Source organism: Saccharopolyspora gloriosae (assembly GCF_022828475.1).
In the GTDB taxonomy this organism is placed as follows: Bacteria; Actinomycetota; Actinomycetes; order Mycobacteriales; family Pseudonocardiaceae; genus Saccharopolyspora_C; species Saccharopolyspora_C gloriosae_A.
The window spans coordinates 4,398,359-4,424,762 of record NZ_CP059557.1 but is presented as its reverse complement, the minus strand read 5'-3'; the positions used below and the strand labels follow the sequence as shown (position 1 = coordinate 4,424,762).

Here is a 26,404-nt window from a genome sequence, read left to right as displayed (position 1 = left end):
ACGGGCCGTGTCAGTCCAGCGGCCGGTGGTGACCGGCGTTGATGACGTCGGTCAGCCGTCCCAGCTGGGCGGCGAGGTGCAGGCGTTCCTCCGGGGTGAACACGGCGTAGCCGCGCGCCTGCGCCTGCCGCTGCTGGGTGCGGAGTCGTTGCAGCGCTTGGGTTCCCGAGTCGGTGAGGGTGATCAGCACGCGGCGTTCGTCTTCGGGGCTGCGGCGGCGGGACACGAGCCCTTTGCCCGCCAGCTGCTGGAGCATCCGGGTCGCGGTCGGCAGCGTGACGCCCGCCGCCGCGGCGAGATCGCCCACCGGGAGCTCCGCGCCGCCCGCCAGCGGCAGCACCATCGCGAGCTGAGCCAGCGACAGCCCGCCCACGTCGGCCGCATGCGCGGCTCGGGCGCGGCGCATGGCCAGGAACAGCGCATCGGTCGCCTGCGCGAGTTCGTCGACTCCTGCTTCGTCGCCGGAGGCCGGTGCGCCCGGAGGCTGGTCGCTACCCGTCATGGGTGTTAGCTTAACCATTGGTTAGCAAGCTAAGTATTGGGAGCGGTCATGGCTCAGCGCATCGATGTCCACCACCACGTGGTTCCGCCCGCCTACCGGGAACGGCTGCTGCGGTCCGGCACGGACGCGGGCGGGCGGGACGTGCCGGACTGGAGCCCGCAGGCGTCGCTGGACCTGATGGGCCGCAACGACATCGGGACCGCGATCCTGTCCGTGACCACGCCGGGAGTCGAACCCTGGCTGGGCGGCGACGCGCGCGCGATGGCCCGCTCGGTCAACGAATACTGCGCCGAGCTGGCCGCCGAGCACCCCGGCCGGTTCGGGTTCTGGGCGACGCTGACGCTGCCGGACGTGGACGGAGCGCTCGCCGAAGCGGCCTACGCGCTCGACGAGCTGCACGCCGACGGCGTGGTGCTGCTGGCCAACAGCGCCGGTACGTACCTGGGCGACCCGTCCTTCGAACCGCTGATGGACGAGCTGGGCAGGCGCGGCGCGGTGGTGTTCGTGCACCCCTCGGCGCTGCCCGCCGAACCCGTGCCCGGGATTCCGCCGTTCGCCGCCGACTTCCTGCTCGACACCACCCGCGCGGCCGCGAACCTGGCCGCGAACGGCACCCTGCACCGGCATCCCGACCTCAAGATCATCCTGTCGCACGCGGGCGGTTTCCTGCCGTACGCGGCGGAACGCATCGCGGCCTGCCTGGAGATGGCGGGCGACGAGCGCGGCACGGCGGACCTCCTGACCGACCTGCGCCGGTTCTACTTCGACACCGCCCTGTCCGCCTCGCCCTACTCCTTGCCCGGCCTGACCGCATTCGCCGATCCGGAACGCATCCTGTTCGGCAGTGATTTCCCTTATGCCCCAGCGGAAATCGCCACCATCATGACCGGCCGCCTCGACACCGCCCCGGAACTCGACCACCCCGCGATCAACCGGACCAACGCCACCCGCCTCCTCCCGCACCTGGCCTGACCCGAGCCGCACCTCGCGCGAGCCGGCACGAGCCGTCCACTGCCGGGTGCGTCGGCAGGTGGTCGATGGCGGCGGTGATCACTAGTGTTCGTGGGCGGTGACTTCGTTCGGAAGTGGGTGAGGGTGCGGTGGATCTCGGACTGGCCGGTCGGGTCGCGGTCGTTCCCGGGGCGACCTCCGGGTTGGGGGCGGCGGTCGTGCGCGGGCTGGCGGACGAAGGCGCGCACGTCGCGTTCGGCGGGCGCCGGGCGGAACTCGCGGCGCAGCAGGCCGCGGAGCTGCCGTCCGCCGTGGGCATCGGGGTGGACATCACCGAGCCGGACGGGCCGCGCTCGCTGATCGACGCCGCCGCCGATTTCGGGCCGGTCGACGTGCTGGTCCTCAACGGCGGCGGGCCTGCCCCGGGCACCGCGGCGGAGATGAGCGCCGAGGACGCCCAGGAAGCGGTGCGGCTGCTGCTGTCCGCGCACGTTGGCCTGGTCGAAGCGGTGCTGCCTGGCATGCGGGAGCGCGGCTGGGGCCGGATCATCGCCATCGGTTCGAGCGGAATCCAGCAGCCGATCAACGGGCTCGCGGCCTCGAACGTGGGTCGCGGAGCGCTCGCCGGGTACCTGAAGACCCTCGCCGCCGAAGTCGCCGGGGACGGGGTCACCGTCAACCTGGTGCTGCCCGGCCGGATCGAGACCGCACGGTTGAACTCGCTCAACGCCGCCATGGCCGAACGACGCGGCGTCGCCGAGGACGAGGTGCGCGACGCCTCCCGCGCGGACATCCCGGCTGGCCGGTTCGGTACGCCCGAGGAGTTCGCGGCGGCAGTGGTGTTCCTGGCGAGCGCCCAAGCCTCCTACATCACCGGCGAACAGCTCAGATGCGACGGCGGCCTGATTCGCGCGCACTAGCAGGCCGGACGGCTCACCGGCGCCGGTTTCGGGGCGAGGTCGCGCGATCGCCCTGGCGGAGCGCGGCGAGCGGGTCGGCGTAGAGGAAGTCCAGTGACACGGCGGCCGCGGCCTGCTGCTGGATTCCGTCGCCCGCGGCGGTGACCCGGAATTCCCGGTGCGGCACCGCGGAATTCTCCGCCGCGGACCGGGCCACTTCGCGCGGCGTCGCCGGGAACTCGGTGAACGCCTGGCCGCCGAGGATGATCCGATCCGGGTTGATCACGTCGGCGATGTGGCCGATCGCGCGGCCGAGCACTCGGGCGCGTTCGCGGAGCAGCGCCAGTGCCGAGGCGTCACCGCTCTCGGCCAGCGCCGCCAAGTCCGCGGTGGAGTCCACGGTCAGGCCCACGGCTCGGGCCGCCTCGACGATCCCGGTGTCGCTCACGGCGCCGTCGAGCCTGCCGGTGCCGCGCGGGTCGAGCAGCTCCGTCGGCCCGGCGGGCAGGTGCCCGATGCCTCCCGGGCCGGTGTTCGGGTTGTGCACCGCGCCGTCGATGCTCAGCGCGACGCCGATCGTCTCGCGGGCGTAGCAGTACAGCGTGCTGCCGGCAGTGGCGGCGGATCCGAGGGCGCGACATCGGCTTTGTGCTGCAGGACGCCCTGGTCTCACTGGACCGGCTGCGCCCCGTCGGCCGTGAAGTCGAGGAAGCCCTGTCGCTGCACGGGGAAGGGACCCGCGCGTCCCGTGCCGAACGGGTGCACGAGCTGCTGGAACAGGTGGGCGTGCCGGAACCGCGAGTGCGAGCTCGGCAGCTCCCGCACGAGCTGTCCGGGGCTGCGCCAGCGGGTGCTCATCGCGCAGGCCATCGCGCTGAACCCGGCGCTGCTCATCGCCGACGAACCGACCACCGCGCTCGACGCGACCGTGCAGGTCCGCATCCTCGACCTGCTCGCGGAACGCATCCGCGCAGGGCAGAGCCTCATCCTGGTCAGCCACGACCTCGCCGTGGTGTCCCGGCTCGCCGACGAGGTCGCCGTGATCCGCCATGGCGAGATCGTCGAGCAAGGGCCGGTGGACGAGGTGCTGAGAAGCCCGCGCCACGAGTACACCCAGGCGTTGCTGGACGCCGTTCCCGCCCACCACCGGAAGGGCACCTTGCTGTCCCCGCACCCGGACCGGCCGGCCGGGACGGTGCTGCCAGATCGCGGCACCTCCCGGACGCAGGCCCCGGTGCTGCGCGCCTCGGGCCTGGTCAAGCGCTTCCGCGGCCCGGACCGGCGGCTGCGCACCGTCGTCGACGACGTGTCCTTCGAGCTGCGGGCCGGCGAAACCCTCGGTGTGGTGGGGGAATCCGGATCCGGCAAGACCACCACCGCCCGGATGGCGCTCGCGCTGGAAACTCCGGACGAAGGCTCGGTCGAACTCCACGACGGGCCGTGGACCACGCTGAGCCCGCGACGGCGCAGGCCGCTGCGCAAGCGGATCACCGTGATCTACCAGGACCCGCTGAGCTCCTTCGACCCGCGCTGGAGCGTTGAGCACATCCTGCGCGACAGCCTGGACCCGGACGAGTTCGGCACCGCCCGCGCCCGGTCGCGGCGAGTCGGCGAGCTGCTCGAACAGGTCGGGCTCGGCGACGAGCACCGGCAGCGGCGGCCACTGCACCTGTCCGGCGGGCAGCGCCAGCGCGTCGCCATCGCCCGCGCGCTCGCGCCGCGCCCCTCGGTGATCGTGTGCGACGAACCGGTGTCCGCGCTCGACGTGTCGATCCAGGCCCAAGTGCTCGACCTGCTCACCACGCTGCAAGCGGAACTGGGAGTGGCGTACCTGTTCATCTCGCACGACCTCGGCGTCGTGCACCACATGAGCGATCACGTGCTGGTGATGAAGGACGGCCGCGTCGTTGAACACGGCCCCGAGGAGGACGTCTTCGCCGCACCCCGCGACCCCTACACCCGCAGCCTGCTCAGCGCCCTTCCCGCGCTGCCGCCCCGACGCGAACCCGCCGCGACGGTGGTCTCGTAGTGCTCTGCGCAGGTCTCCGGGCAGCGGAACCGCAGTACGCGTCTGGGGATCACAGCGAGAAAGTGCCGCACAGAGCGGAGAAATCGCTCAGCGGGGCGGGCTTGCCGAAGTAGAAGCCCTGCCCCAGATCGCAGCCGATCCGCTGCAGGATTCGCAGCTGCTCGGCGGTCTCCACACCTTCGGCGACCACGCTGAGCCCGACGGCGTGCGCCATCGCCACGATGCTGGTGATGATCGCCTGCACGTCCTCCGACTCGCCCAGGTCGGACACGAACGAACGGTCGATCTTGAGCGAGTCCAGCGGCAGCCGGCGCAACTGGGCCAGCGAGGAATACCCGGTGCCGAAGTCGTCGATGGCCAGGAACGCGCCCAGTTTCCGCAGGTTCCGCAACGCCCGCACCGCCGAGGTCGCGTCCTGCATCAACGCGTTCTCGGTGACCTCCAGGCACAGCGCCTCCGGCGGCATCCCGGCGTTGTCCAACGCGTTGCGCACGATGTCGTGCAGCCGCGGATCACCGAGCTGCCGAGGTGAGAGGTTCGCGTTGATCTGCAGCTCGTCGCGGTGCTCCCGGCGCAGCTCGGCGAACTCCCTGGTGACCGTGCGCAGCATGAACTCGCCGATCTCGTTGATGAGGTCGCTCTCCTCGGCCAGCGGGATGAACTCGGCGGGCGAGATCGCGCCGTGCTCGGGATGCGCCCAGCGCAGCAGTCCCTCCGCGCCGATCACCCGCTCGCTCTTGAGGTCCACCACCGGCTGGTAGGCGACCCACAGCTGCTGCTGAGCCACCGCGTGGCGCAGGTCCTGCTCCAGCTTCATGTGCCGCTGCACCCGTTCGCGCAGCTCCACGTCGAAGAACGTGTAGCGGCCGCGGCCCTGCGCCTTCGCCCGGTACATCGCCACGTCGGCGTCCCGCAGCAGGTCCTGGGCGGAGCGGGTGTCGCCGGGCCGGGAGACCACGATGCCGATGCTGGCGTCCACGTGCAGCCGGATGCCCTCCACGTGCGTCGGTTCGGTGAGGGTGCGCAGCAGCCGGTCGGCGCGGGCGGACAGTTCGTCGTGATCGAAGGTGCTCTGCGTGGCGACCACGAACTCGTCCCCGCCGAGCCTGCCCACCATCTCGGTGTCGTCGGTGGCGCGCACCAGCCGTTGCCCGATGTTGCGCAGCACCTCGTCGCCCACGCCGTGGCCCAGCGAATCGTTGACGATCTTGAAGTTGTCCAGGTCCACGAACAGCACCGTCAGCGCCTGCTTGCGGCGCGGCGAGTTCACCGCCGAGTCCAAGTGCCGCAGGACCAGCGTCCGGTTCGCGAGCCCGGTCAGCGGGTCGTGCGTGGCCTCGTGTTCGAGCCGTTCGCGAGCGGCCCGGCTCTCGGTGATGTCGCTGAACGACACCAGCACCCGGTACGGCGGGTGGTCGTCCGGGTTCAGCGCGCGGGCCGTCACCGTCAGCCACACGCTCTGCCCGTCCCCGCGCTGGATGCGGAACACCCGCGAGTTCACCGGCTGCCCGGTGCGCAACGTCGTCGCCGACGGACGGGTCTGCTCGGTGACCCGGTCGCCGTTCTCGTCGAACATCGGCCACGCGTCGGCGTTGGCCCCGACGATCTCCGCGGGCTGGGCGCCGAGGATGCGCTGCGCGGCGGGGTTCGCCGATTCGATGATCGCCGTCGGGTTGATCACCAGCACGCCCTCGTCGAGCGCGTCGATGACGGTGGCGAAGGTGCGTTCGGCGTGGCGGCGGGCCGTCTCATCGGCGCACACCAGCACGTAGCCCTCGTCCATCTCCGCGGCCGAGACCCGCACGACCAGGGCGCTGCCGTCGCCGCGCCGGTGCAACGCCTCGCTGACGCCTCCGCTGGCGAGCAGTTCCCCCGGGCGCAGCGCGGCGCCGACGAGTTCCTCGACGGGCCTGCCGAGCGCATGCTTCGCGGAGATCCCGTAGACCGCTTCGGCGGCCGGGTTCCAGCTGGTGACCACCGCGTCGTGATCGATGGCGATGATGGCGTTGCTGACGTGCTGCACCAGCGCCGCCTGGTAGCGCAGGCTCGCCTCGGCCGCTTTCTTGTCGGTGATGTCGCGCATGATCACCTGCAGCGCGGGCCTGCCCTCCCAGGTGGTGAGCACCGAGACGACCTCGACGGGAACCGTGGAGCCGTTGATCCGGTGCAGGGCGGCCTCGGCGGGTTTCGTCCGTGCGCCGGGCTCCGTCAGCGACCGGAGCCGTTCGCGCATCTTCGGCACCGACTGGGTTTCCACGAAGTCGGTGATCGGGCGGCCGAGCAGGACTTCGGCGCCGTCGGTGCCGAGCATGTTCAACGTCGCGGAGTTCGCGTAGCGCACCAGGCCGTCCTGGTGCACGCAGATCGCGTCCGGACTCAGCTCCACCAGCAGCCGGTAGCGGTCGGCTAGGTCGGTGAGCGTCTGGCGGTCCTGGTGCACGCGCGTCACGTCGGCGGCCACGCCGATCAGGTGTTCGCCGGCGTAGGGATCGTGGAACCGGCGCGCGTGGAAGTGGACGTATCGGGGCTCGCTTTCGCCGCCATCGGGGATCGGCTGTTCCAGGTCGAGATCGTGCCATTCGGAGGCGGTGCGAGCCGACAGCGCCATCGGCGCGATGAGGTCCAGCAACCGGGCGCGCAGCGTTTCCTCGCTCACGTCGGGGATGCCGAGCAGCGCGTCCATGCCCCGAGTCCACGTGACGGTCTCGTCTTCGAGGCGCAGCGACCAGCGGACCGCACCGTTGGCGGTCAGCGCGAGGTCCAGGAACTCGCGGTCCAGTTCGGGGCCTATCGACTGTTCGGCCACTGGGTCAGCTTCCATGAATCATCCACGAGACAGATCTTGTGCACGCCATCCGCATAAATCGAGCCACCACCGTCCACGCCCGGATCTGAAGCGTCTCCTCCTCGCGATCTGACGAGGTCGGTATCCGAACGCTCGTAGTTTCCCATGTGTGCTGCTCACGAACCGTCCTGAGTGGTCGGGCGGCCGGTGCGCCCGGCTGATCATAAACCCGGGCGGTGGCGGCGGCGAACACGGGATGTGATCTGCCGGTCTGCGTTCGTAGTGATCTTTTGGCCTGATCGCGTGGTAATTCGAGGCCTAAAGCACTATCGGTATCCACTTAACGCCTTTTCGCGTCACTCTAAAGGGGAGATCTTGGTCGCGGTTCACAAGAATAAGTGACTGCGCGTAGTCCGATCTCGATGTCGGTGACCAGCCTCTCTCGCGGCCCCGTGGCAATTCCGTCCGTGCTGCCGCGATGGATTCATGGCGTGCCGAACGCGAATCGCCGCGAACGGGAGCGGTGGCGCGAAATCGATTGATCACAAAAGCGAGAAAGGGATAACTCATGATCTCCCAGCACTCTGAAATCGAAATCGGCGGCGTCGGCGCGGTCACCGGGTACGGCTGGGGCCGCGACGCGATGTGGGACGGTCTGGCCGCCTCCGACCTCGCCGCCACGCTCGTCGACGGACACGGACCCGACCAGGACCGGTCCGCCTGGGTAGCGCGGATTCCCGACGGCGGTGACCTCGCCGACGGTCCGAGCCGCTTCGCCAGGGCGATGCGCTCCGCCGCCCGCGAGGCGATCGAGGACGCCGAGAACCGGGGCTGGACACCCGGCAGGCGCGTGGGCCTGCTGCACGCGGTCGTGCTCGGCGAAGTCGACCTGTGGCGGGAGTTCTACCAGGCCCGCGAAGGCCAGGTCACGATCCGCGAATACCTCGCCCTGATGCCCTCCACGCCGATGTCGACGTTCATGAAGGAATTCGGCTTCCACGGACCCGCCATGAACGTCTCCGCGATGTGCGCCTCGGGCAACGCCGGGCTGCTCACCGCGAAGGCCTGGCTGGACGCGGGCATCGTCGACGACGTGGTCTTCGTCGCCACCGACCTGTCGGCGAGCCCGGAGAACCTGCTGCACTTCGAACGGCTCGGCGTCACGATCACCGACACCGAACCGCTGGACGCGTGCCGCCCGTTCCAGGAAGGCAGCCGCGGGTTCATCATGGGCGAGGCCTCGGTGGGCATGGTGCTCTCCCGCGGCCTGACCACCCCGTACGCGCAGGTGCTGGGCGGGGCGATGTCGCACGACGCCCACCACGTCACCTCGATCGAGCCGAGCCTGACCGAGGTGAGCGGCTGCGTCGCCGACGCGCTGGCCAACTCCGGGGTGAAGGGCGGCGACATCCGCTACCTCAACGCGCACGGACCGGGCACCGCGCAGTGCGATCACGCGGAAGCGCGGTTCTGCGCGGAACTGCTGGCGGCGGACACCGAGATCTACTCGGTGAAGCCGCTGGTCGGCCACTGCCAGGGGGCCGCGTCGGCGGTCGAGGTCGCGGTCGCCGCGCTCGGCTACGAGCACGGGTTCATCCCGGCTCCGCCGCTGCGGGCGCCGGGCAACCCGAGGCTGCTCGACGGCCCCACCCCGGTGGCCGGAGGGCTCACGTTGAAGTCCTCCATCGGCATGGGCGGGCACAACTCGGCAATCGTGCTCGGACCGTCGCACTGATCCGTCGCAGGTGAGGAAGAGGTGCCCGGAGATCCACACCGGAGCTCCGGGCACCTACCCGGCCCTTCAGAACGATCTGCGCAGGTGACCGGCTAGCGCAACCTCAGCGGCTCCGCCGCCGGCAGAACACGCGAGATCACCCTGAACGGTGTCGTCAAGGCTTCCAGGCTTCGACCTCGGCGAGGAATTCGGCTTTGTGTTCCTCGTCGAGGAAGGAGGCGTGGAAGGAGTTCGCCGCCAGCGCCCGCAGCTGCTCGTCGCTCAACCCCAGTTCCCGCCGCACCGCCGCGAAGTTCTCGTCCGCGTACCCGCCGAAGTAGGCCGGGTCGTCGGAATTCACCGTCACCAGCAGTCCCTGTTCCAGCAGCTGCGGCAAGGTGTGCCGCCCCAGCTCGGGGAACGCGCCCAGCCGCACGTTCGACAACGGGCACACGGTGAGCGGGATCCGCTCGCGACGCAGCCGTTCGACCAGCTCCGGGTCCTCCAGCGCGCGAATCCCGTGGTCCACGCGCTGCACGCCGAGCAGGTCCAACGCCTCCCGCACGTACTCCGGCGGGCCTTCCTCGCCCGCGTGCGCCACGGCGCGCAACCCCAGTTCACGGGCGCGCTCGAACACCGCGGTGAACTTCGACGGCGGATGTCCCACTTCGGCGGAGTCCAGGCCGACGCCGACGATCCGGTCCAGGAACGGTTCGGCGAGCCGCAGCGTCTCGGCGGCCGACTCGGCGGATTCGTCGCGCAGGAAGCACAGGATGAGCGAAGCCGACACCTCGCTGTCGGCGAGCGCCGAGCCGAGCCCGCCGATCACGGTCTCCATCGCGACACCGCGCTTGAGGTGCGCCTGCGGGTCGAAGAAGATCTCCGCGTGCCGCACGCCCTGCGCCGCGCACCGGTCCAGGTAGGCGGCGGCCAGGTCGTGGAAGTCCGCGGCGGTGCGCAGCACGGCCATGTTCGCGTAGTAGATGTCCAGGAAGGACTGCAGGTCGGCGAACCGGTACTTCGCTCGCAGGTCGGCGACCGACTCGTGCGGCAGCGCGATGTCGTTGCGCCGCGCCAGTTCGAAGACCATCTCCGGTTCGAGGGTGCCCTCGATGTGCACGTGCAGTTCGGCAATGGGCGGGGTATTCATCCCGCGAGACTAGCGAGGCGGCCGCGCCCGATCACCGGTCCGGCGGGCGGGGGAGACGGTACTCACGAACCGGTCTTGGCGCGCTGGGCGGCGGCCATGACCTCGCGCAGCGCGGTGTTCAACGACTCCAGGTCCTCGAGCGGCATGCCCAGGCGTTCGACGATCCGCTGCGGGATCTTCTCGGCTTCCGCGCGCAGTTCGCGGCCCGCAGGCGTGAGGCTCACCGTCACCAGCCGTTCGTCGCCCGAGCTGCGGCTGCGGGTGAGGTAACCGACCGATTCGAGGCGTTTGAGCAGCGGCGACAGCGTCGCGGGCTCGGCCTGCACGGTGTGGCTGAGGTCCTTGACCGAGCGCGGATCCGACTCCCACAGGGCCAGCATCACGAGGTACTGCGGGTGGGTCAGGTTCAGCGGTTCCAGCAGCGGCCGGTACAGCGCGATCACGCTCCGGGAGGCGACCGAGAGCGCGAAGCAGACCTGCCGGTCCAGTGCCAGCGGGTCCTCGCCGAGATCGACGCCGGGCTGCGAGTCGGCGTTCCGATGCCCGGTGGGGGCCACTGGTTCGGTGGGAGTCATGCGGCACGTTCCTCTCGGCAAGTCTGGGATGTACGTTAACATATCGCGTGCATATGATTAGTGCGTTAAATGTTCGTGCATGAGGTCAGCCCGTCGAGGCGGCCAGGTGAGAGGCGGTGTGGCGTGGCCGAGGAGAAGCGGGTCCGGCCCGATCCGGTGCGCTGGGTCTGGTACTCCTTCGGCGGCAAGCTGCCGTCGCGCTACGACGAGTGGGTGCTGCACGACGTCACCGTGCGCACCTGGCAGCTGCGCCACGCCGTGCGCAGCCTCGTGCAGATCTCGCCGGGGCTGCTGTTCCTGCTGGTCCCCGGGCCGATGTGGATCAAGGCGATGGCGATCCTCGGCGGCGCGATCCTCGCGGTCTGGTACGGCATGGCCTACGCCGAGTTCACCTGCGAACACCGCGCCTTCAAGCAGGGCTATCCGCTCGGCATCGCCCGGCAACGCCGCAAGGAGGTGTCGGAGCAGCTGAGCTCCGAGCAGCAGGCCCGCTACGCGGCGCGCTACCGCTCGGAGCCGGAGCACCCGCAGGACGACTCCGCCGGGCGCTGACCGGATCGCCCGATTCCGAGCGCGTTCGCCGGCTCGCGCGCACTTCCGCGCAACCGGGCCGCGGCATCGGAACGGCCTTGCGCGGCAACGGAATCCGCTGCTCGCGCCCACCCTCGTCGCACCCGCCGCCGCGGATGATTCATGCTGGTGACACCCGTCCACACAGCGAAGTGCCCGGAACGCGGCAGCCTGGGACGGTGGTCGATACCGAAGCGCCGGAACCGGCACGTGTCCCGCGGAGCTCCGCGAGCTGCGGCCGGGTGGTTCCGACGGTCCGGCGCCGGGAATCGGCCGGACGGCACAGACATGAAGGAAGGCAGCGCCATGACGACGACACTCGGAACCCTGCTCACCGCGATCGTCACCCCGTTCGACGACGAGCTGAAAGTGGATGAGGACGCCTTCGTCGCGCTGCTGCACCACGTGATCGACAGCGGCTCCGACGGCATCGTCGTCTGCGGCACCACCGGCGAGGCGGCGACCCTCACCAACGAGGAGCACCTGCGGCTCGTCGAGATCGCCTGCGCGGAGCGGCCCGACGGGGTGACGGTGCTCGGCTCCACCGGTTCCAACGACACCGCCCAGGCGTGCGCGATGACCGAGCGGGTCACCGAGCTCGGAGTGGACGGGGTGCTGTCGGTGACGCCGTACTACAACCGGCCGAACCGGCGCGGTCTGGTGCGGCACTACGGCGAGATCGCGCACGCCACCGACAAGCCGATCGTGCTCTACAACATCCCGGCGCGGACCGCGACGGACATGCCCAACGACCTGCTCGCGGAGCTCGCGCAGATCGAGCGGGTGGACTACGTCAAGCAGGCCAACGACGACAACCTGGCGCTGGTCGACGGGCTCGGCGTGTACGCGGGCAACAACGAGACGTTCGCGGCCGCGCTGGACATGGGCGGCGCGGGCGGCATCGTCGTCGCCAGCCACATCGCGGGTCCGCAGATGCGGCGGATGATCGACGAGCCGGAGCGGCGCACGGAGATCGACATCTCGCTCAAGGACCTGTACTCGGCGCTGTCGGTGACGACGAACCCGATTCCGGTGAAGGCGGCGCTGAACCTGCTCGGGCACCGCGTCGGCGGCCCCCGCCTGCCGCTGGCCGAGGCCGACGAGGCCGAGACCGAGGTCGTGCGCGCCGCCCTGATCGCAGGCGGCTTCCTCGCGGCCTGACCTTCCTCGTGAATCGAGCCCCGGACGACCACATCGTCCGGGGCTCGATTCGCGAACAGGCTCGGGTAATGCGTCCTTCGCCCACTCCTACTGGTCACAGGCGACATGCACCTGGCGGGGCCGGGGGAGTCGATGCCTCCTTCGGCCGGTCTCATCGGTCCGAGGAGGCACTCACCCGAGGCGCTCAGTTCGTGGAGTTCTCCGTGATCAGGAGGTCTTCGAGCTCGCGCATGGCGGTGCGGAGGTTGTCGGCGAACGCGTACATGCCGCCCGAGACCGCCAGCGGCGTGCTCAGGTAGATGTGCAGCCGGTCGGGCAGCAGCACGTAGGCCACGCCGATGCACTTCCCGCTGGTGGAGCCGAATCCGAAGTACTGGATGTTCGTCGACGGTGCCGAGCTGGTGCTCAGGTAGTCGTCGCGCATGATGTTCCAGCCCGGCGTGTCGTACAGCGCCAACGGCTCCGTCGCGCCCAGCTCGGCGCCGCGGCGGCGCTGGATGAGCTGCAACTCCCACAGGTGCTGCTCGGGGGCGTCCCCGGCCTGGCACTGCTTCGCCCGCGCCACGTGCTTGTCGGCCGCGGCCCGCAACGCCGCCGTGCGCTTGGTGGCGTCGGCCGACGGGTCGTCCATGGCGGTCACGAACTCGACGATCTCCGGGGTGACCACGCGCATCGCCTCGGTCCGCCCGTGCCGCCACTGGCGGGTCGCGATCGACTCGTACGTGGCGCCGATGCCCTTGGTGCGCTTGTGCGCCAGCTGGTAGGCCATCTGCACGAACGCGTCCGGAGAGATGCCCAGGCGTTTCGCCCGGTCCGAGCCGAAGTCCTCGAAGGCCAGGATCTTGTTGGAGGTCTCGGCGGCGAACGTGGCGAACGCGCTCGCCGCGTCGCGCACCTCGGCGCGCAGCGCGTCGTCGAGGGTGAATCCGATGCCCTCGAACTCCGGCGTGCCCTGCGAGCGCGCCCCGGAGTTCGCGGCGTGCTGCTGCGGAGTGGAGTTCAGCAGCGCGTCGACGAACGTGAGGATCGTGGTGCCGTCGAGGCCGCAGTGCTCCACGTTGATGCCCGCCCGGCCGTCCTCGAAGACGATCAGCGACACGGCCTTGTCGAACCAGCGGTTCCCGCTGTCGCCGTGCAGCAGCTGATCGCAGGCTTCCTGGGTGTCGGTGGGCGCGAAGTCCTCCAGGCAGACGCAGAACAACGCCGATTCCACGGTGTCGAGCTCGTCGGCGTTGCCGAGGTCGAGCAGCCGCTGCCGGGTCTGCGCCCAGTCCGCCCGGGCCTTCGTGGTCAGGTGCCCGACGGCGCCGTCGGTGGCACGGGCGGTCCCGGCCTCGCGGACCGCTTCGAGGCCTGCCGCCAGATCCGCCAGGTCGTGCGGCGTGCCGTCGGGGGCGATCACGTCGAGCCGGAACAGGTTGCCGCGGAAGAACACCACGATGTGCCGGGCGGGGGAGGGGCCGGGGTGATCGGCGGAGTACGGGGTGCGCGCGGTGTCCTGCTGCTCACCGGGAATCCTGGTGGTGGAGAACAGGAACTTGTTCTGCTCCATCGACGAGGCGTTGCCGCGCTGGATCAGCGGCGGCAGCGACTCGTCGTCGAGGGACTTCTTGTACGCCACCGCACCGGCGATGAGCCCCGCCGCCCGGTCGATCTGCCCCAGCTCGGAATCCTGGAGCAGGAAGAAGAAGTTCGCGTTCAGCGCGATCCGGTCCCGCCTGCCGAGGTAGCGCGACGGCCAGAACTCGTCGAGCCAGCTGTGCACGCCCTGGGTCGCGTCGAAGCGCTCCAGGTCGGCGTGCAGCGTGCGCGCGGGGCTCTCCGGGCGCAGGTAATCGGCGACGGCCTGCTCGGTCCGGGCGAGCTCCTCGGCGGTCAGCAGCGGTGCGCACCATTCGAGGAAGCGCGCGCAACTGTTCTCCAGCGTGGGCACCGGCACGCGCGGCAGGCGGTCCTCATTGCCGAAGGTTCGGGTGGACCATTGCTGTGTGTCGTTCACGGTCATCCTTGCGAAATGGGAGGTGTGGGAATTGCGGCGTTTCTCGGCGTCATGCGCGCGGTCGGGACACGAACAGTTCCGCGTAGAGCCAGCCTTCGGCTTCGAGGCCGGCCGGGTCGACTCCGGCGGTGGACAGGGTGTCCAGCATCAAGGCCTGTTCCTGCGGTGAGGCGAATCGGCGTTGTTCGAACGCACCTTCGACGTGCACGGTTTCGTAGCCTATCTCGGCGAGGCTCGCGGCCACGTCGTCGAACGGGAACATGCGCAGCACGAAATGCGCCATCCACGGTTTCCCCGCGGCGTCGGCGATGCGGCGGACGGTGCGCTCCCCGACGTAGCCGAGGCAGCCGGTGGACACGACCACATCGGCACGGGCGAGCCGTTCCCGCTGGTGCTCGTCCAGGTCCTGTTCTTCCAGGTCGGCGTGCACGATGTCGTCGAGGAACCCGGCGTTGAGGGCGTAATCCAGGGCCGGCCGCGAGGTGTCGAGCCCGATGAAGCGGGCGTCCGGGACGCCGCCGCGAGCCCGCATCCAGTCCTGGTCGCGGGCCAGCATCCCCTCGTGGTCGAGCGCTTCGGCGGTTTCGTCGGTGTAGTGCGCGTAGAGCTCGTCGAGCGCCGCATCGCATTTCAGCAGGGCGGCGTTGATGCCGTAGGAGCTGCCGATGTCGACGACGGTCGGCACCGCCACCCGACGGGCCTGCCGGTATTCGTCGAGGAATTTGCTGAAATACGGTTTCGCCAGTTGCGGAATCCGGTATTCGAGCGTGCGCAAGGTGCGGAAGTAGTCGCGCGGATCGGGCCGGGTGTAGATGTGGTCCAGCGTGACTTTTCCGGTGGAATCGAACTGCACGGGCCGGGCTCCTCTGCGGTGGGACGGTCAGTCGAGCAGCGCGTCGCCGCGCACGGCGTTGCCCTCGGCGGCCACGTGCTCGTGCAGGACCCGGCCGAAGATCTGCTTGGTGCGCGAGACGCTGCCGATGACGCCCGGCCGCTCGCTGTAGGCGAAGATCGCCGAGTACCTCGCCGTCGAACCGCCGACCTCGGTGACCCGGTGCAGCGAATAGCGGCCCTTGAACAGCTGCAGGTCGCCGAGGCGCAACGTCAGCCGCCGGACGAGGTGCTCGCCCTCGTCGTCGAGCACGGCGCGCACGTCGTCGAAGTTCTCCTCGTCGCCGGAGCGAATGTCCTGGCAGTACTCGAATCCGCCGCCGGACTCCGGTTCCTGCGTCAGCATGCTGACCGCGAACTCGTTGGTGTCGAAGTGCCAGGGATGCGCCATGCCGGGGTTGACGACGTTGAGCGTCAGCCCGGCCAGCGGATCGGCGAGCGGATGGATCTGCGGCAGCTGCACGCAGTCGGCGAGGAACCGCTGGAACAACGGGTCGGTGTAGAGCCGGTTGATGATGGCTTCGGCGGGGATCTGGTCGCGCGCCACGAACGCGTTGCCGCGTTCCAGCGTCTTGCGGCCGGGGTGCTCCGGAGGCAGCTCGATGCTGGTGTCGATGTTGTAGGCGTTGACGACCTCGACGTCGTAGTGCGCTTGCGGCGCGATCTCCGCGCATTCCCGCCGCAGCTCCTCCTGCAGCGCGGGGCGGATGAAGTCGGGCAGCACGCTGCACCCGTGTTCGGCGAGGTCCTGCCGGGCGCGGGAGACCGCCTCGGTCCAGCCGGGGCCGTCCGGTTCCGCGAGCGGGTAGCGGGTCGTGTCGACCACTCGCTCGACCAGCTGGGACTCCGATGCGCTCATGTGGTCCTCTCCGCACGTCGAGTTCACCGACCCGAACGCGGCGGGTCCGGTGCACCCGATCCGCGCCACTGCGGTGTACTCCGGATCCAACGAATCTGGCATGGCGCGGTTACTGGCGGGTGCTCACCGCGTCGGGGAATCCGGCCGGATTTTCTCGCGAAGATCAAATTAGCGGATTTGCTGCGCCCGCAGGAAGTTCACGGCCATGAATCGTGTGATCGGGATCGCTTTGTGCGGACGGTGCATCGGCGTGTAAAGGGCGTGGCCGATGAGCCGCACCCCTCGTCGGACCGCTCAGCGCGCGGCGGGCTCGGCGGTGGGGGCGAGTACGAAGTCGTGGCCGCTGCGCCCGTTCGGCACCGAAACCCGGCTCGCCGACGGTGCCGCTCCCCGCGCGGCGGCGACGACGGTGACGACCCGGTCCGGCAGGTCGTGCACCTCGTAGCCGCCGTCGGCGTCGGTGTCGACCCGCGCGAGCTGATTGCCCGCCGAATCGGTCACGGTCACCACGGCGCCGCGCGCGGGCACGTCGCCCCGCAGCCGGACGCTGCCCGCCAGCGTCCGGTGGTGCGCCGGCTGCGGCGGCTCGAAGGTCGGGTCGAGCACCGTGCCGCTGTCGTCGGTGTGCTCGTAGGAACCGGCTTCGGCCACGGCCTCGGGATCCTTCTCCCGCTGCCGCTTCGCGTACCACTGGGTCGCGGCGGTGAGCGTCACCCCGACCACGCACCAGATCACCAGCCCGATGATCCCCGGCCAGGACCCGGCGCCGTCGAAGTAGAGGATGCCGCGGATCGAGTCGGCCGCCTCGCCCAGCGGCAGCAGCAGGTGGAAGAACTGGAAGAACGGGTGCACCAGCTCCTTCGGGATCGCCCCGCCGCTGGAGGGCATGCTCAGCAGCACGAACAGCGTCATCGCGACCCCGGGGATGAACTGCTTCACCAGCGGCACCAGCCCGAACGTCGTCCAGCCGACGGCCTGGGTGAGCAGGAAACCGAGCAGCATCACCACCGGATGCGCGGGGATCACGTCGAGGATCCGGCCCGCCGCGTAGCAGACCACGGCGGCGAACGCGCCCACGCCGACCAGCGACATCAGCTTCTGCCGAGTGGTGAGTTCCGCGCGCAGCAGCACCATGACCGTGACGTACGGCGGGATGTTCATCGCCAGCAGCAGGTAGAACAGCCCGGTTCCCATGACGTCGCCCGGCGCGGTGGGGGCGAGGTCGACGACGGCCAGCGCGTGCCCGCCCGCGGCGGCGACGGGCGCGAACATCTGCTGCAGGAACTGCATCAGGGCGGCGCCGTTCGCCTTGGCGTAGAACAGCTGCCCGGAGGCCGGGTCGTAGGCGGCGACGGCGTCGCGGTCGGTGATCGCCTCGCGGGCGGCCGCGGCGTCGGGCACGGCGGCGACGTCCACTCCGCCGGGCAGCGCCGCTGCGAACTTCGCGTCGAGCTGCTGAGCGACCTGCTCGCCGACGGTCACCACCGGCAGGTGGTGCGGCGACGGCGCGTGGAACGGCAGCAGATAGCACAGCACGAAGCCGAGGATGAAGAAGATCGGGAACCACAGCGACGATGCCAGGGTGCGCACCAGCGATGTCGGCTGCTGCTCGGGCACGACTTGCTCCTTGTCCTGGTGACGGCGTGCGCGGGCGGGCTCATGGCCTGCCCGCGAGGTGGCGAACCGTGGCCGGGATCGTCCGGCGCGGTCGGTGAGCGGGTCCGGCGGAGGTGGCCTGCGTCGCGGGTCGCCGAGCGCGGCGACGATGCCGGCGGCGAACCTGGAAGGCCAGACCCGGAGACGATATCAGTACCTGCATTCATTGCAAGAATGCAGGTACTGCAAGTTTTCCTCGGTGTCGTGCTTTGTCCGATTGGGGCGGAGTCGGAGCGTCGGGAGCGCCGCGCACTACGATGAACGGCCCGACGTGCATCCGGCCGCGACGGATCCGTGAAGGGAGCCCGGATGTCCAGAACGACGATGCCCCGAGCGTCCGGCGAGCTCCGGCCGCGCGAGCAGGAAGGCCTGCGGGAGCGCAAGAAGCGCGCCACCAGGCAGGCGTTGCAGCAGGCCGCGGTCCGGCTGTTCCGGGAGCACGGCGCGGTGTCGGTCACGGTGGAGGACATCTGCGCCGCCGCGGACGTGTCGGCGCGCACCTTCTTCAACTACTTCGCCTCGAAGGAAGAGGTGCTGGTCCCGTGGGACCCGCAGACCATCGCGAGCACCCCGCAGCGCATCGTCGACCGCCCGGAAGCGGAGTCCCTGCTCAGCGTCGTGCACAGGGTGCTCGGCGAGGCGATCGACACCGCGATGGCCGCGCCCACCTGGCGCGATCAGGCGTTGGTGCTGCGTGATCACCCCGATCTGGTGAGCAGGGTGGCGCTGGCTTCGTGGGACCTGGAGCGGGCTCTGGTCCAAGGGATCGCCCGGCGAACCGGCAGCGAGCAGGAGGATTCCTACGTGCGGCTGCTGGCGGCGACCGCGGTGACCACGCTGCGGGTGGCGATCCAATGCTGGCAGCGGGCCGACCCCGACTCCGATCTGCACGATCACCTCGACTCGGCGTTCGGCCGGTTGGCGCAGGGGCTGCGCCCGGACTGAGCACCTCGCCGCGGCGCTGCCGAGCGCCGTTCAGAGCAGGGATGCGGCGCCAGGTGCTTCACTCTTGCGTGCGAGTATTAGATACGTATAGTCACCCTGATCATGAGCTCGGCGGCCGGTGAGACAGGGGATGGCCAGGCGTGTTCGCTTCGGCTGACACCGAGACGGTTCGTAGGTGAACTCTCGGTAGTCGTTCTGGTGGCCGTGGTCGTGAGCCTCGCGGTGCAGTTGCCCATCGCCCGGCTCGGGCTCAGCGAACCCACCGAGCTCCCGTCGATCGCCGCCACCGCCTGCGCGGCGCTGCTGCTGGCGCTGCTGCTCGGCGGCGCCCGCTTCGCGCACCGGATTCCGGTGGCATCGCGGCTGCCCGCCGTCTGGATCGCGCTGCCCGCGCTGGCGACGACGGTGCTGGCATGGCCGCTGGAACCGACCCGGCTGTACTACGGCGGCGTGTCCATCGACCAGATGTTCCGGATGCAGTACCTGACGCGGTTCGCCGACTCGCCCGCGCTGGCCGACATGAACTATCCGGGCCTGGCGCCGTACTACCCGGCGGGCTGGTTCTGGCTCGGCGGCCGCTTCGCCGAGCTGACCGGGATGCCGCCGTGGGCTGCGTACAAACCGTTCGCGCTGCTGACGATCGCGGTCACCGCAGGCGTCGCGTTCACGTTGTGGAGCGTGCTGGTCCGCAGGCGGATCGCCGTGCTGTGCGCCGTCGCCACCACGCTCAGCGGATTCCTGCACGGGTTCGACGAGCCGTACGCGTGGATGTCGGTGGCGTGGCTGGCGCCGGTCGCGGTGGCGTCCTGGCACGTGCTGCGCTGCCGCGCGCATCCACACCGGGCCGCGACGGTGGGCATCGGGCTGTTCCTGGGTTTCACGGCGATCACCTACGCGCTCTACCTGGCGTTCGCCACGATGGTGCTGGTGGCGATGGCGGCCGTGGTCGTCGTGCGGCGAACCCGCGCGGGCGGGGCGTTCTTCCGCGCGATGGGTGGTCCGGTGCTGCGGCTCGCGGTGATCGGGGCGGTCGCGGCAGCGGTGGCGCTGCTGGTGTGGGCGCCGTTCGTGCTGGCGAAGCTGGGCGGCGCCGCGACGGCGGGCGCCGCGAACCGGTACCTGCCCGCGGAGTCGGTGCCGCCGTTCCCGTTCCTCGAACCGACCTTGTTCGGCGCGTTGTGCCTGGCCGGTTTCTGCTGGCTGGTGCTGGCGTTCCGGCGCAACGAGCTCGCGGCGGCGCTGCTGGTGCTGACCGCCTCGGTGTACGTGTGGTTCGGGTTCTCCACGCTGGCGGTGGCGGCGCAGACGACACTGCTGGCGTTCCGGACGACGGCGGCGCTGGAGGCGCTGCTGGCAGTGGCCGGCGTGCTGGGGCTGCTCGACGTGTGGCGCTGGGCGCGAACCCGGCTGGACGCGCGGTTGCGGCGGCAGGTCGCGGTGCTCGGGTTCCTGCTCCCGCTGGCGGGCTCGGTGAGCACCGTCGAAACCGCGCTCGCGTCCACAGTGGAGGAATCGGCGGCTCCGGCGTACCAGGACTACTACCCGACGGGCGGCAACGCGCAGCGCCGGGCCGACCCGGCGGAACCGGGCGCCTGGAACGACGAGCTCACCACCGCGCTCGCCGAAGCCACCGGGCGCGCACCGGCGGAGATCACGCTGCTGACGACCTACCACCCGATCATGTCGTTCGCCCCGTACTGGGGCTTCCAGCAGGAGACCCCGCACTACGCCAACCCCCTCGCCGCCTACGAGGACCGCGCCGCGGTGATCCGCGAGTGGGCGGCGGCGGGCGGCCCCGACGAGCTGATCGCGCTGCTGCGGCGCAGCCCGTACCCGCGCCGGACGCGTTCCTGCTGCGCCACGAGACCGACGGGCTGCACTTGACGTTGTCGCACGACGCGTTCCCGCATCAGCCGAACGTTCAGGTCTACGACGTGCGGTTCGACCCGGCGCTGTTCGACTCGCCCGCCTTCGTCCGGCGGGACGCGGGGCCGTTCGCGGTGATCGCGGTGCGCTGATCGCTTCGGGCGGTTTCGCTCCGGGGGAGCTGAACCGGACTCCGTCATCAGGTTAGCCTTGCCTCAGGGAACCCAGTCGTGATGAGGAGAGCTGATGGCTCAAGTGGGCAAGTCCAGGCCGGTCAAGCGGCTGCGAGTGCTGCGCAAGGAACAACTCACCCCGCACATGATCCGCGTGGTCGCGGGCGGAGAGGGGCTGCGCGACTACCAGGCCAACGAGTTCACCGATGCGTACGTGAAGGTGGTCTTCCCCGTCGACGGCGTGGCCTACCCGGAGCCGTTCGACCTCGGCGTGATCAGCGCCGAACTGCCCCGTGAGCAGTGGCCGAGCACCCGCACGTACACGGTGCGCCACTACGACGAGCAGGCAGGCGAGCTCACCCTGGACTTCGTGCACCACGGCGATCTCGGCCTCGCCGGGCCGTGGGCGGCGAACGCCGCGCCGGGCGACGAGCTGCTGCTGGCCGGGCCGGGCGGAGCGTACGCGCCGGACGCCGCCGCCGACTGGCACCTGCTGGTCGGTGACGAGAGCGCGCTGCCCGCGATCGCCGCGTCCCTGGAGGCGATGCCCGCCGGAGCTCAGGTGCTGGCGTTCGTCCTGGTCGGCGATCCCGAAGAACAGCAGTCGCTGTCCACCAAGGCCGACGCGCAGGTCCGCTGGCTGCACCGCTCGACGAACGACGACCTGGTCGCCGCAGTGCGGGAGGCCGAGTTCCCGGCCGGTGACGTGCAAGCCTTCGTGCACGGCGAGGCCGGGTTCGTGCGGGACCTGCGCCGCTACCTGCTCAACGAGTGCGGCGTCGGCAAGGACCGCCTGTCGATCTCCGGCTACTGGCGCGAAGGCAAGAACGACGAGCAGTGGCGCAAGGAAAAGGCCGCCGAACGAGCCGCCGAAGAAACCAAGTCCTGACGATCAACGGCCGGGTTCAGGCCAGATGCCGCTGGCCGGCGTCTGGCCGGGGAGCACTTGCACGACCTCGCGGAGCGCGTCGACCAATGCCGTGACGGCGGGTGACGGGAGACCGCCGCGGATCGCGACGGCGATGGTGCGGGTGACCGTCGGGCTGACGGGGAGCAGCCGGACTCCGGGGAAGCCTTCGACGGCGGCTCGCGGCGCCAGCGACACGGCCAGCCCGCCCGCGACGATCGTCATCTGCGTCGGGAAGTCGTCGGCGACGAACCGGACGTCCACTTCGATGTCGTGACGGCGCATGATGTGCAGCTGCGCCTCGTGGTGGTCCGTTCCGGGCGGGCACGCGGCCCAGGCCTGGCCGCGCACCTCGGACAAGGTGATGCGCTCGTGGGACGCGAGCGGATGCCCGGATCCGACGGCGAGGACGACATCGTGGTCGACGAGCGGGTGCAACCGGACCCGCGGCGGCATGCGCACCGGCAGCGACGACCAGTTCTCGATGATCACCGCGTCGAGGTCGTGGCTGAGCAGGAGCGGGATCATGTCGAGCGCTCCACCCCCGCTGCGCGCGCTGGGAACGATGTCGGGATGGCGCAGTGCCAGTGTGTGCAGGGCCGGTGCCAGCAGCAGGCGGAAACTGCTGTGCAGGGCTCCGATGCGCAGCGGCCCGACGGCGCGGCCGTCGAGCTCGGTCAGGGCGTGCTCGGCGGCGGCGATCTTGCCGCCGGCCTCGTCGGCGGCTTCCGCGACGATCCATCCGACCGTGGTGAGGCGCATCCCACGGCCCTCCGGCTCCACGAGCGCGGTGCCCGCCTCGCGTTCCAGTTTGCGGATCTGCTGCGTGACGGCGGGACCGGTGACGTGCAGCGCGGCGGCGGCCGCGCCGATCGAACCGTGCTCGGCCACCGTTGCCAGCACGCGCAGACGTTCCCAGTTCAACACGTAACCGACACTAAACGGAGCGCCCGAAAAATAGTAACTAGTGCTGAGCAGTCGCCGGGCGGCACAGTGAGGGCGTGAAACGTGCTGGGGTGAAGCCGGAGGCGATGGGATCGACCGCGCCCGTGGTGTGGGTCGTGCTGGGAGCGTTGTCCCTGTCGATGTCGGCGACGTTGATCGCGTTGGCCGGGACGTCCTCGGTGACCACGGCGTTCTACCGGTGTTCGCTGGCGCTGATCATGCTGGTGCCGTTGCTGGTCCGCGAAATCCGCGAGCACGGCCTGCCGGATCGGCGGTTCGTCGTCATGGCACTGCTCGGCGGCGCGTTCCTCGGCGCGGACTACCTGCTGTGGAACGTGAGCATCGGCGACGTCGGCCCGGGGATCGCGACCGTGCTGGTCAACATGCAGATCGTGCTGTTCCCCGTCGTGGTGCGGGTGATCACCGGGACTCCGCTCGCGCGCCGGTTCGTCGTCGCGATTCCGGTGCTGCTCGTGGCGGTCACGCTGGCGGGCGGAGTCGTCGGCCCCGTACCGGGCGGAGGCGCTCCGCTGCGCGGCACGCTGCTCGCGCTCGCCGCGGCGCTCGGCTACTCCGGATACCTCTACTTCACCAGGGATTGCGGTGTCCGATCCCCGGAGTACCTGGTCGCCCCGGTGTTCGTGGCGACGTTCGCCGCGGCCGCGATGGCCGCGATCACCGGGCTGTTCACGTCGGGCATCGAGGTCGACCTCACGCCGCGCACGTGGGTGTGCCTCGTGCTGGTGGCGTTGTTCGGACAGGCGGTCGGCTGGCTCCTGGTGGGGGCGGCGCTGCCCAGGTTGGCTCCGGCGTTGTCGTCGACGTTGTTGCTGCTGCAGCCGATCGGCGCGGTGCTGATCGGGATCATCTGGCTCGGCGATGTGCCGACACCGGTGCAGTCCGTGGGCTGCGCGATCGTGCTGGCCACCGTGTGGATCCTGACCGCGGGCAGCACGCGCCCGAAGCGCGGCAAGCGAACACGACGTCCCGAAGGCGACCTCGCACTGGAAGCGGCAGGAGCAGTCGAAGAAGCGCCGCCCCGCTGAAGTCCGCTCAGGATGAGCTCCGCGGCGAATCGGTCGGCTTCGGTGCGGACCTGGCCACCCGGAGTCCGGTCGGCTCACGGGTGCCGACGCGGCACGGCGGCGAACTCCAGCGGCGGGTACGGGGGCTCACCGGGAGGAATCGGCTTCGGCGTGCAGTGCTCAGTTTGTTCTTGCGGTCCGGTCAACGGGCCGTCCCGGGGTGGGACGGCCCGTCCGGCGATCAGCAGTCGGATTCCGGGGTTTCGCCGTCGAAGCGGGCGCCGAGGTAGTCGACGGCGGAGCCCGCCGCGGTGATCAAGGTGCTCACGTGCTCACCGGGGAAGGTGCGCCAGGTGACGTCGGAGCCCGCGGCGCAGTACTGATCGCGGAGTTCCTCCGCCTGGTCGCGCGGCAGGATTTCGTCGTGGGTGCCGTGGAACAGGTAGATCGGTGCCTGCTGCGGACGGGAACCGAGCGAGTTCTCCTCGAGCCGCGCCTGCCAGCGCGGATCCTCCAGCGGGCTGTGCGTCGTGTAGTCCGCCATCTTCTCGAAGGCGTGCCCGAACACCGCGTCCACGCAGGCGTCCTTCTCCTTCTCGAAGGTCTCCTTGCCCTTGTCGTTGAGGAACGACATCAGGTCCAACTCGGGGTACGCCGCGTTGAATCCGGTGGCTGTGAGCATCTCGAACCCGAATCCGACGCTGCCGTCCAAGAACGTCGACACCGCTTGCAGGTCCGCCGGGTTACCGCCCGCGGCCACTCCGGCGACGTCCATCTCGGGCGCGTAGTCCGGCGCGAGCTCACCGGCCCACGCCGCGGCACCGCCGCCTTGGGAATACCCGGAGAACGCGACCGGGCCGTCCGGGCTCAACCCGGCAGCAGGCAACCTGGTGGCGGCGCGAGCCGCGTCGATCACGCTGCGGCCCTCGGATTTCCCTACCACGTAAGGATGTGGTCCCGGTGTGCCGAGACCTTCGTAATCGGTGATCGCCACCGCCCACCCGTGCTGGAGCATCGGCTCGATCAGCGGGCGCTCGTAGTCCGGCTGGAACTTCGACGGCGCGCAGTCGTCCCCGATCCCGCGAGTTCCGCTGCCGATCGACACGACCGGCCGCTCGCCCTCGCCGCTCCACTCGGCGGTCGGGACCAGGACTCGGCCGGTGACCGCGATCGGCTGCCCGGTCGCGGATTCGGAGCGGTAGAGCACCAGGTACGCCTTGGTGCCCAGTTGCTGCGGCAGCTCGCGCCACCAGATCACGTCACCGTTCACGCCCTCGGGCAGCGGAGCGGGCGGTTGGTAGAACTCGTCGCCGGACGGTCCTTGCGGCGGTTCGCCGGTCGCGGCCGAGGCTCCCGTGGGAGCGGCCAACGCCAGTGCCGCGGCGACCACGAGCGTCCGCCAGCCGAACGTGCGAAGTGGGGTGGTGATCGGTTGCACGGAATCTCCTCGTTGAGCGCGCACGCCGTCGTGCGTTTCCTGACCGATGCGGACGTTGCGAATTCCTGGAGGCTGGGGATTCGGGTTCGTCTGGGTGAGCCGGGCGTTCGGCGCCCGCCGACGTGGCGGGGTCAGCCGGGCACCGTGCTCCGGAAAAGGTGCCGTGTCGGCGAGATCCTCGCTGATCACAGCGCTGCGAGAGCGGAGTGTAGAGCGCGAAAACGGGACGAGGAACTCCTCGACGATCTCATTACGCGCGAGTAACCTATTCGGCCGTCGTGACGGCGGTTCGCGCAGCGCCGATCCTGGTCACGAGCGCTTTTTGTGGTTCCGGAACGGATTCCCAGCCATCACGGTCAGAACTCGCGCCACCGGTACCGCCGTGGAGTCGGTGTCGCCGTCAGGTCAGCGCGAAAGCACGTCGCGGATGGCCTGAACCACGGCGTCGGGCCGGTTCCAGACGAGGGTCGAGTGCCCGGTGTCGTCCAGGCGGCGAATCTCGCCTCGGGGGAGCGCTGCGGCCACCTCGGTGTAGAGCCGGTGCTTGCCCTGGTTCGACTGAGCGGCCCGCGAGTCGTCTTCGGACGGCGCCAGCTCTTCGGCCACCGTGTCGGACCCCATGGCGGACACGATGATCACCGGCAGGTCGGGATCGGGGCCGGCGTCGTGGATCTCGCCGAACAGGTCCGGCAGGTTCATCGGTTCTCGCAAGGACCGCACGTACTGCTCGCGGCCGAACACTCGATCCAGCAGCGGTTCGCGGATGCCGGCAGGCCAGTCGCCGAGCCGTCGAGCGACCGCGGCCCGGTGCCCGGCCCGCAGCACCTCGATCTGTTCGGGGGAGGGGAACCGGGCGTCGGGGTTCCAGTTCCTGAACTGTTGCGCCGCCTGCTCCGGCAGGTAGTCGACGATGTTCTCGTGGGTCGGGTCGAGCAGGACGAGGCCGGCGACCTCGCCGGGGAAGCGCTTCGCGTAGAGCCGTGCGTGCAGGCCGCCGAGCGAATGCCCGACCAGCACGTACGGACCGGGCACGCCCGCGACGCGCAGCAGCTCGCGCAGGTCGTCGGTCACCCGGGTGCCGCTGCGCGGCAGGTCCACCGCCTCGCTCCAGCCGAGGCCGAGTCGGTCGTAGAGCACGTTCGTGGTGAACTCGGCGACGAGGTCGTGCACGTTCCAGTAGCACAGGCCGGACATCCCGCCACCGGGCAGGAACACCACCGACGGCCCACCGGTACCGGACCGGTGCAGCAACATCGCACCGCCCGAAACCTCGTGGCGCGTCCCCAACGGCGCCGCGTTCGCGGTGTCGTCCACTGGAACTCCTCCCGGAAGGCTCGTCGGCGTCGCCGCCACTCGTCTTCGAC

General features: G+C 70.2%; 22 protein-coding genes and 1 pseudogene. 10 read left to right on the top strand and 13 right to left on the bottom strand.

Translation table 11 applies throughout. The features are described 5' to 3' along the window. Positions 1-10: 10 nt before the first annotated feature. Positions 11-502, bottom strand: coding sequence for a MarR family winged helix-turn-helix transcriptional regulator (locus H2Q94_RS19110; protein ID WP_243788565.1), 492 nt, complete (start codon positions 500-502; stop codon positions 11-13). 48 nt (positions 503-550) lie between these two features. Here H2Q94_RS19110 and H2Q94_RS19105 point away from each other — a divergent pair, with 48 nt between their 5' ends. Continuing rightward, a complete protein-coding gene (locus tag H2Q94_RS19105) occupies positions 551-1,474 on the top strand; it encodes an amidohydrolase family protein (RefSeq protein WP_243788564.1) in 924 nt (307 codons plus the stop codon). A gap of 128 nt (positions 1,475-1,602) precedes the next feature. After that, positions 1,603-2,373 carry an SDR family oxidoreductase gene (locus H2Q94_RS19100; protein WP_243788563.1) on the top strand — a complete coding sequence of 257 codons (771 nt, stop codon included), beginning with the start codon at positions 1,603-1,605 and terminating at the stop codon, positions 2,371-2,373. A 13-nt stretch (positions 2,374-2,386) separates the two neighbouring features. Here the strand turns inward: H2Q94_RS19100 and H2Q94_RS19095 are convergent, their stop codons facing one another. Together H2Q94_RS19095 and H2Q94_RS19090 are read right to left on the bottom strand one after the other, a co-directional pair. Beyond that, positions 2,387-3,025 (bottom strand): ROK family protein, encoded by a 639-nt coding sequence (locus H2Q94_RS19095; protein WP_243788562.1) that lies wholly within the window; start codon positions 3,023-3,025, stop codon positions 2,387-2,389. After that, positions 3,022-3,210, bottom strand: coding sequence for a hypothetical protein (locus tag H2Q94_RS19090; RefSeq protein ID WP_243788561.1), 189 nt, complete (start codon positions 3,208-3,210; stop codon positions 3,022-3,024). The genes H2Q94_RS19095 and H2Q94_RS19090 overlap by 4 nt, the downstream gene beginning before the upstream one ends. Here H2Q94_RS19090 and H2Q94_RS19085 point away from each other — a divergent pair. Next, positions 3,203-4,381: an ATP-binding cassette domain-containing protein gene (locus tag H2Q94_RS19085; protein WP_243788560.1), complete on the top strand. Its 1,179-nt coding sequence runs from the start codon at positions 3,203-3,205 to the stop codon at positions 4,379-4,381. The genes H2Q94_RS19090 and H2Q94_RS19085 overlap by 8 nt on opposite strands. Positions 4,382-4,430: 49 nt before the next feature. Here the strand turns inward: H2Q94_RS19085 and H2Q94_RS19080 are convergent, their stop codons facing one another. After that, a complete protein-coding gene (locus tag H2Q94_RS19080) occupies positions 4,431-7,202 on the bottom strand; it encodes a sensor domain-containing protein (RefSeq protein ID WP_243788559.1) in 2,772 nt (923 codons plus the stop codon). Between the two features lie 532 nt (positions 7,203-7,734). Between H2Q94_RS19080 and H2Q94_RS19075 the strand changes: the two genes are divergently transcribed. Beyond that, positions 7,735-8,901 carry a beta-ketoacyl synthase N-terminal-like domain-containing protein gene (locus tag H2Q94_RS19075; protein ID WP_243788558.1) on the top strand — a complete coding sequence of 389 codons (1,167 nt, stop codon included), beginning with the start codon at positions 7,735-7,737 and terminating at the stop codon, positions 8,899-8,901. Between the two features lie 154 nt (positions 8,902-9,055). Here the strand turns inward: H2Q94_RS19075 and H2Q94_RS19070 are convergent, their stop codons facing one another. Together H2Q94_RS19070 and H2Q94_RS19065 are read right to left on the bottom strand one after the other, a co-directional pair. Further along, positions 9,056-10,030 carry an adenosine deaminase gene (locus H2Q94_RS19070; protein ID WP_243788557.1) on the bottom strand — a complete coding sequence of 325 codons (975 nt, stop codon included), beginning with the start codon at positions 10,028-10,030 and terminating at the stop codon, positions 9,056-9,058. Between the two features lie 62 nt (positions 10,031-10,092). Further along, positions 10,093-10,605, bottom strand: a complete 513-nt coding sequence (locus H2Q94_RS19065; RefSeq protein ID WP_243788556.1) for a MarR family winged helix-turn-helix transcriptional regulator — start codon at positions 10,603-10,605, stop codon at positions 10,093-10,095. 123 nt (positions 10,606-10,728) lie between these two features. Between H2Q94_RS19065 and H2Q94_RS19060 the strand changes: the two genes are divergently transcribed. Next, the gene (locus H2Q94_RS19060; protein ID WP_243788555.1) at positions 10,729-11,157 is read left to right on the top strand and encodes a DUF5313 family protein; all 429 of its coding nucleotides are present in this window, start codon (positions 10,729-10,731) and stop codon (positions 11,155-11,157) included. A 324-nt stretch (positions 11,158-11,481) separates the two neighbouring features. Further along, positions 11,482-12,336, top strand: a complete 855-nt coding sequence (gene dapA, locus H2Q94_RS19055; protein WP_243788554.1) for a 4-hydroxy-tetrahydrodipicolinate synthase — start codon at positions 11,482-11,484, stop codon at positions 12,334-12,336. 184 nt (positions 12,337-12,520) lie between these two features. On the opposite strand, the gene H2Q94_RS19050 is transcribed toward dapA, so the two are convergent. The 4 genes from H2Q94_RS19050 to H2Q94_RS19035 form a co-directional block, all read right to left on the bottom strand. Further along, positions 12,521-14,341: a choline/carnitine O-acyltransferase gene (locus H2Q94_RS19050; protein WP_243788553.1), complete on the bottom strand. Its 1,821-nt coding sequence runs from the start codon at positions 14,339-14,341 to the stop codon at positions 12,521-12,523. A gap of 43 nt (positions 14,342-14,384) precedes the next feature. Further along, the gene (locus tag H2Q94_RS19045) at positions 14,385-15,188 is read right to left on the bottom strand and encodes a class I SAM-dependent methyltransferase (protein WP_243788552.1); all 804 of its coding nucleotides are present in this window, start codon (positions 15,186-15,188) and stop codon (positions 14,385-14,387) included. 27 nt (positions 15,189-15,215) lie between these two features. Beyond that, entirely contained in the window at positions 15,216-16,085 is an 870-nt protein-coding gene (locus H2Q94_RS19040; RefSeq protein WP_243795796.1) for a HalD/BesD family halogenase, read from the bottom strand. Between the two features lie 294 nt (positions 16,086-16,379). Then, positions 16,380-17,702: an ABC transporter permease gene (locus H2Q94_RS19035; RefSeq protein WP_243788551.1), complete on the bottom strand. Its 1,323-nt coding sequence runs from the start codon at positions 17,700-17,702 to the stop codon at positions 16,380-16,382. A gap of 348 nt (positions 17,703-18,050) precedes the next feature. Between H2Q94_RS19035 and H2Q94_RS19030 the strand changes: the two genes are divergently transcribed. The 3 genes and pseudogenes from H2Q94_RS19030 to H2Q94_RS19015 all read left to right on the top strand — a co-directional run bounded on the left by H2Q94_RS19030 (position 18,051) and on the right by H2Q94_RS19015 (position 21,614). Next, entirely contained in the window at positions 18,051-18,686 is a 636-nt protein-coding gene (locus tag H2Q94_RS19030) for a TetR/AcrR family transcriptional regulator (protein WP_243788550.1), read from the top strand. Between the two features lie 102 nt (positions 18,687-18,788). Further along, positions 18,789-20,704 (top strand): annotated as a pseudogene (locus H2Q94_RS19025) (arabinofuranosyltransferase). Between the two features lie 94 nt (positions 20,705-20,798). Beyond that, positions 20,799-21,614, top strand: coding sequence for a siderophore-interacting protein (locus tag H2Q94_RS19015; protein WP_243788547.1), 816 nt, complete (start codon positions 20,799-20,801; stop codon positions 21,612-21,614). Positions 21,615-21,617: 3 nt separating this feature from the next. Here H2Q94_RS19015 and H2Q94_RS19010 read toward each other — a convergent pair whose 3' ends face one another. After that, the gene (locus tag H2Q94_RS19010; protein ID WP_243788546.1) at positions 21,618-22,559 is read right to left on the bottom strand and encodes a LysR family transcriptional regulator; all 942 of its coding nucleotides are present in this window, start codon (positions 22,557-22,559) and stop codon (positions 21,618-21,620) included. Positions 22,560-22,633: 74 nt separating this feature from the next. Here H2Q94_RS19010 and H2Q94_RS19005 point away from each other — a divergent pair, with 74 nt between their 5' ends. Continuing rightward, positions 22,634-23,623 (top strand): DMT family transporter, encoded by a 990-nt coding sequence (locus H2Q94_RS19005; RefSeq protein ID WP_243788545.1) that lies wholly within the window; start codon positions 22,634-22,636, stop codon positions 23,621-23,623. A gap of 220 nt (positions 23,624-23,843) precedes the next feature. Here H2Q94_RS19005 and H2Q94_RS19000 read toward each other — a convergent pair whose 3' ends face one another. Together H2Q94_RS19000 and H2Q94_RS18995 are read right to left on the bottom strand one after the other, a co-directional pair. After that, positions 23,844-25,040 (bottom strand): lipase family protein, encoded by a 1,197-nt coding sequence (locus tag H2Q94_RS19000; RefSeq protein WP_243788544.1) that lies wholly within the window; start codon positions 25,038-25,040, stop codon positions 23,844-23,846. A gap of 405 nt (positions 25,041-25,445) precedes the next feature. After that, the gene (locus tag H2Q94_RS18995; protein ID WP_243788543.1) at positions 25,446-26,354 is read right to left on the bottom strand and encodes an alpha/beta fold hydrolase; all 909 of its coding nucleotides are present in this window, start codon (positions 26,352-26,354) and stop codon (positions 25,446-25,448) included. Positions 26,355-26,404 lie beyond the last annotated feature (50 nt).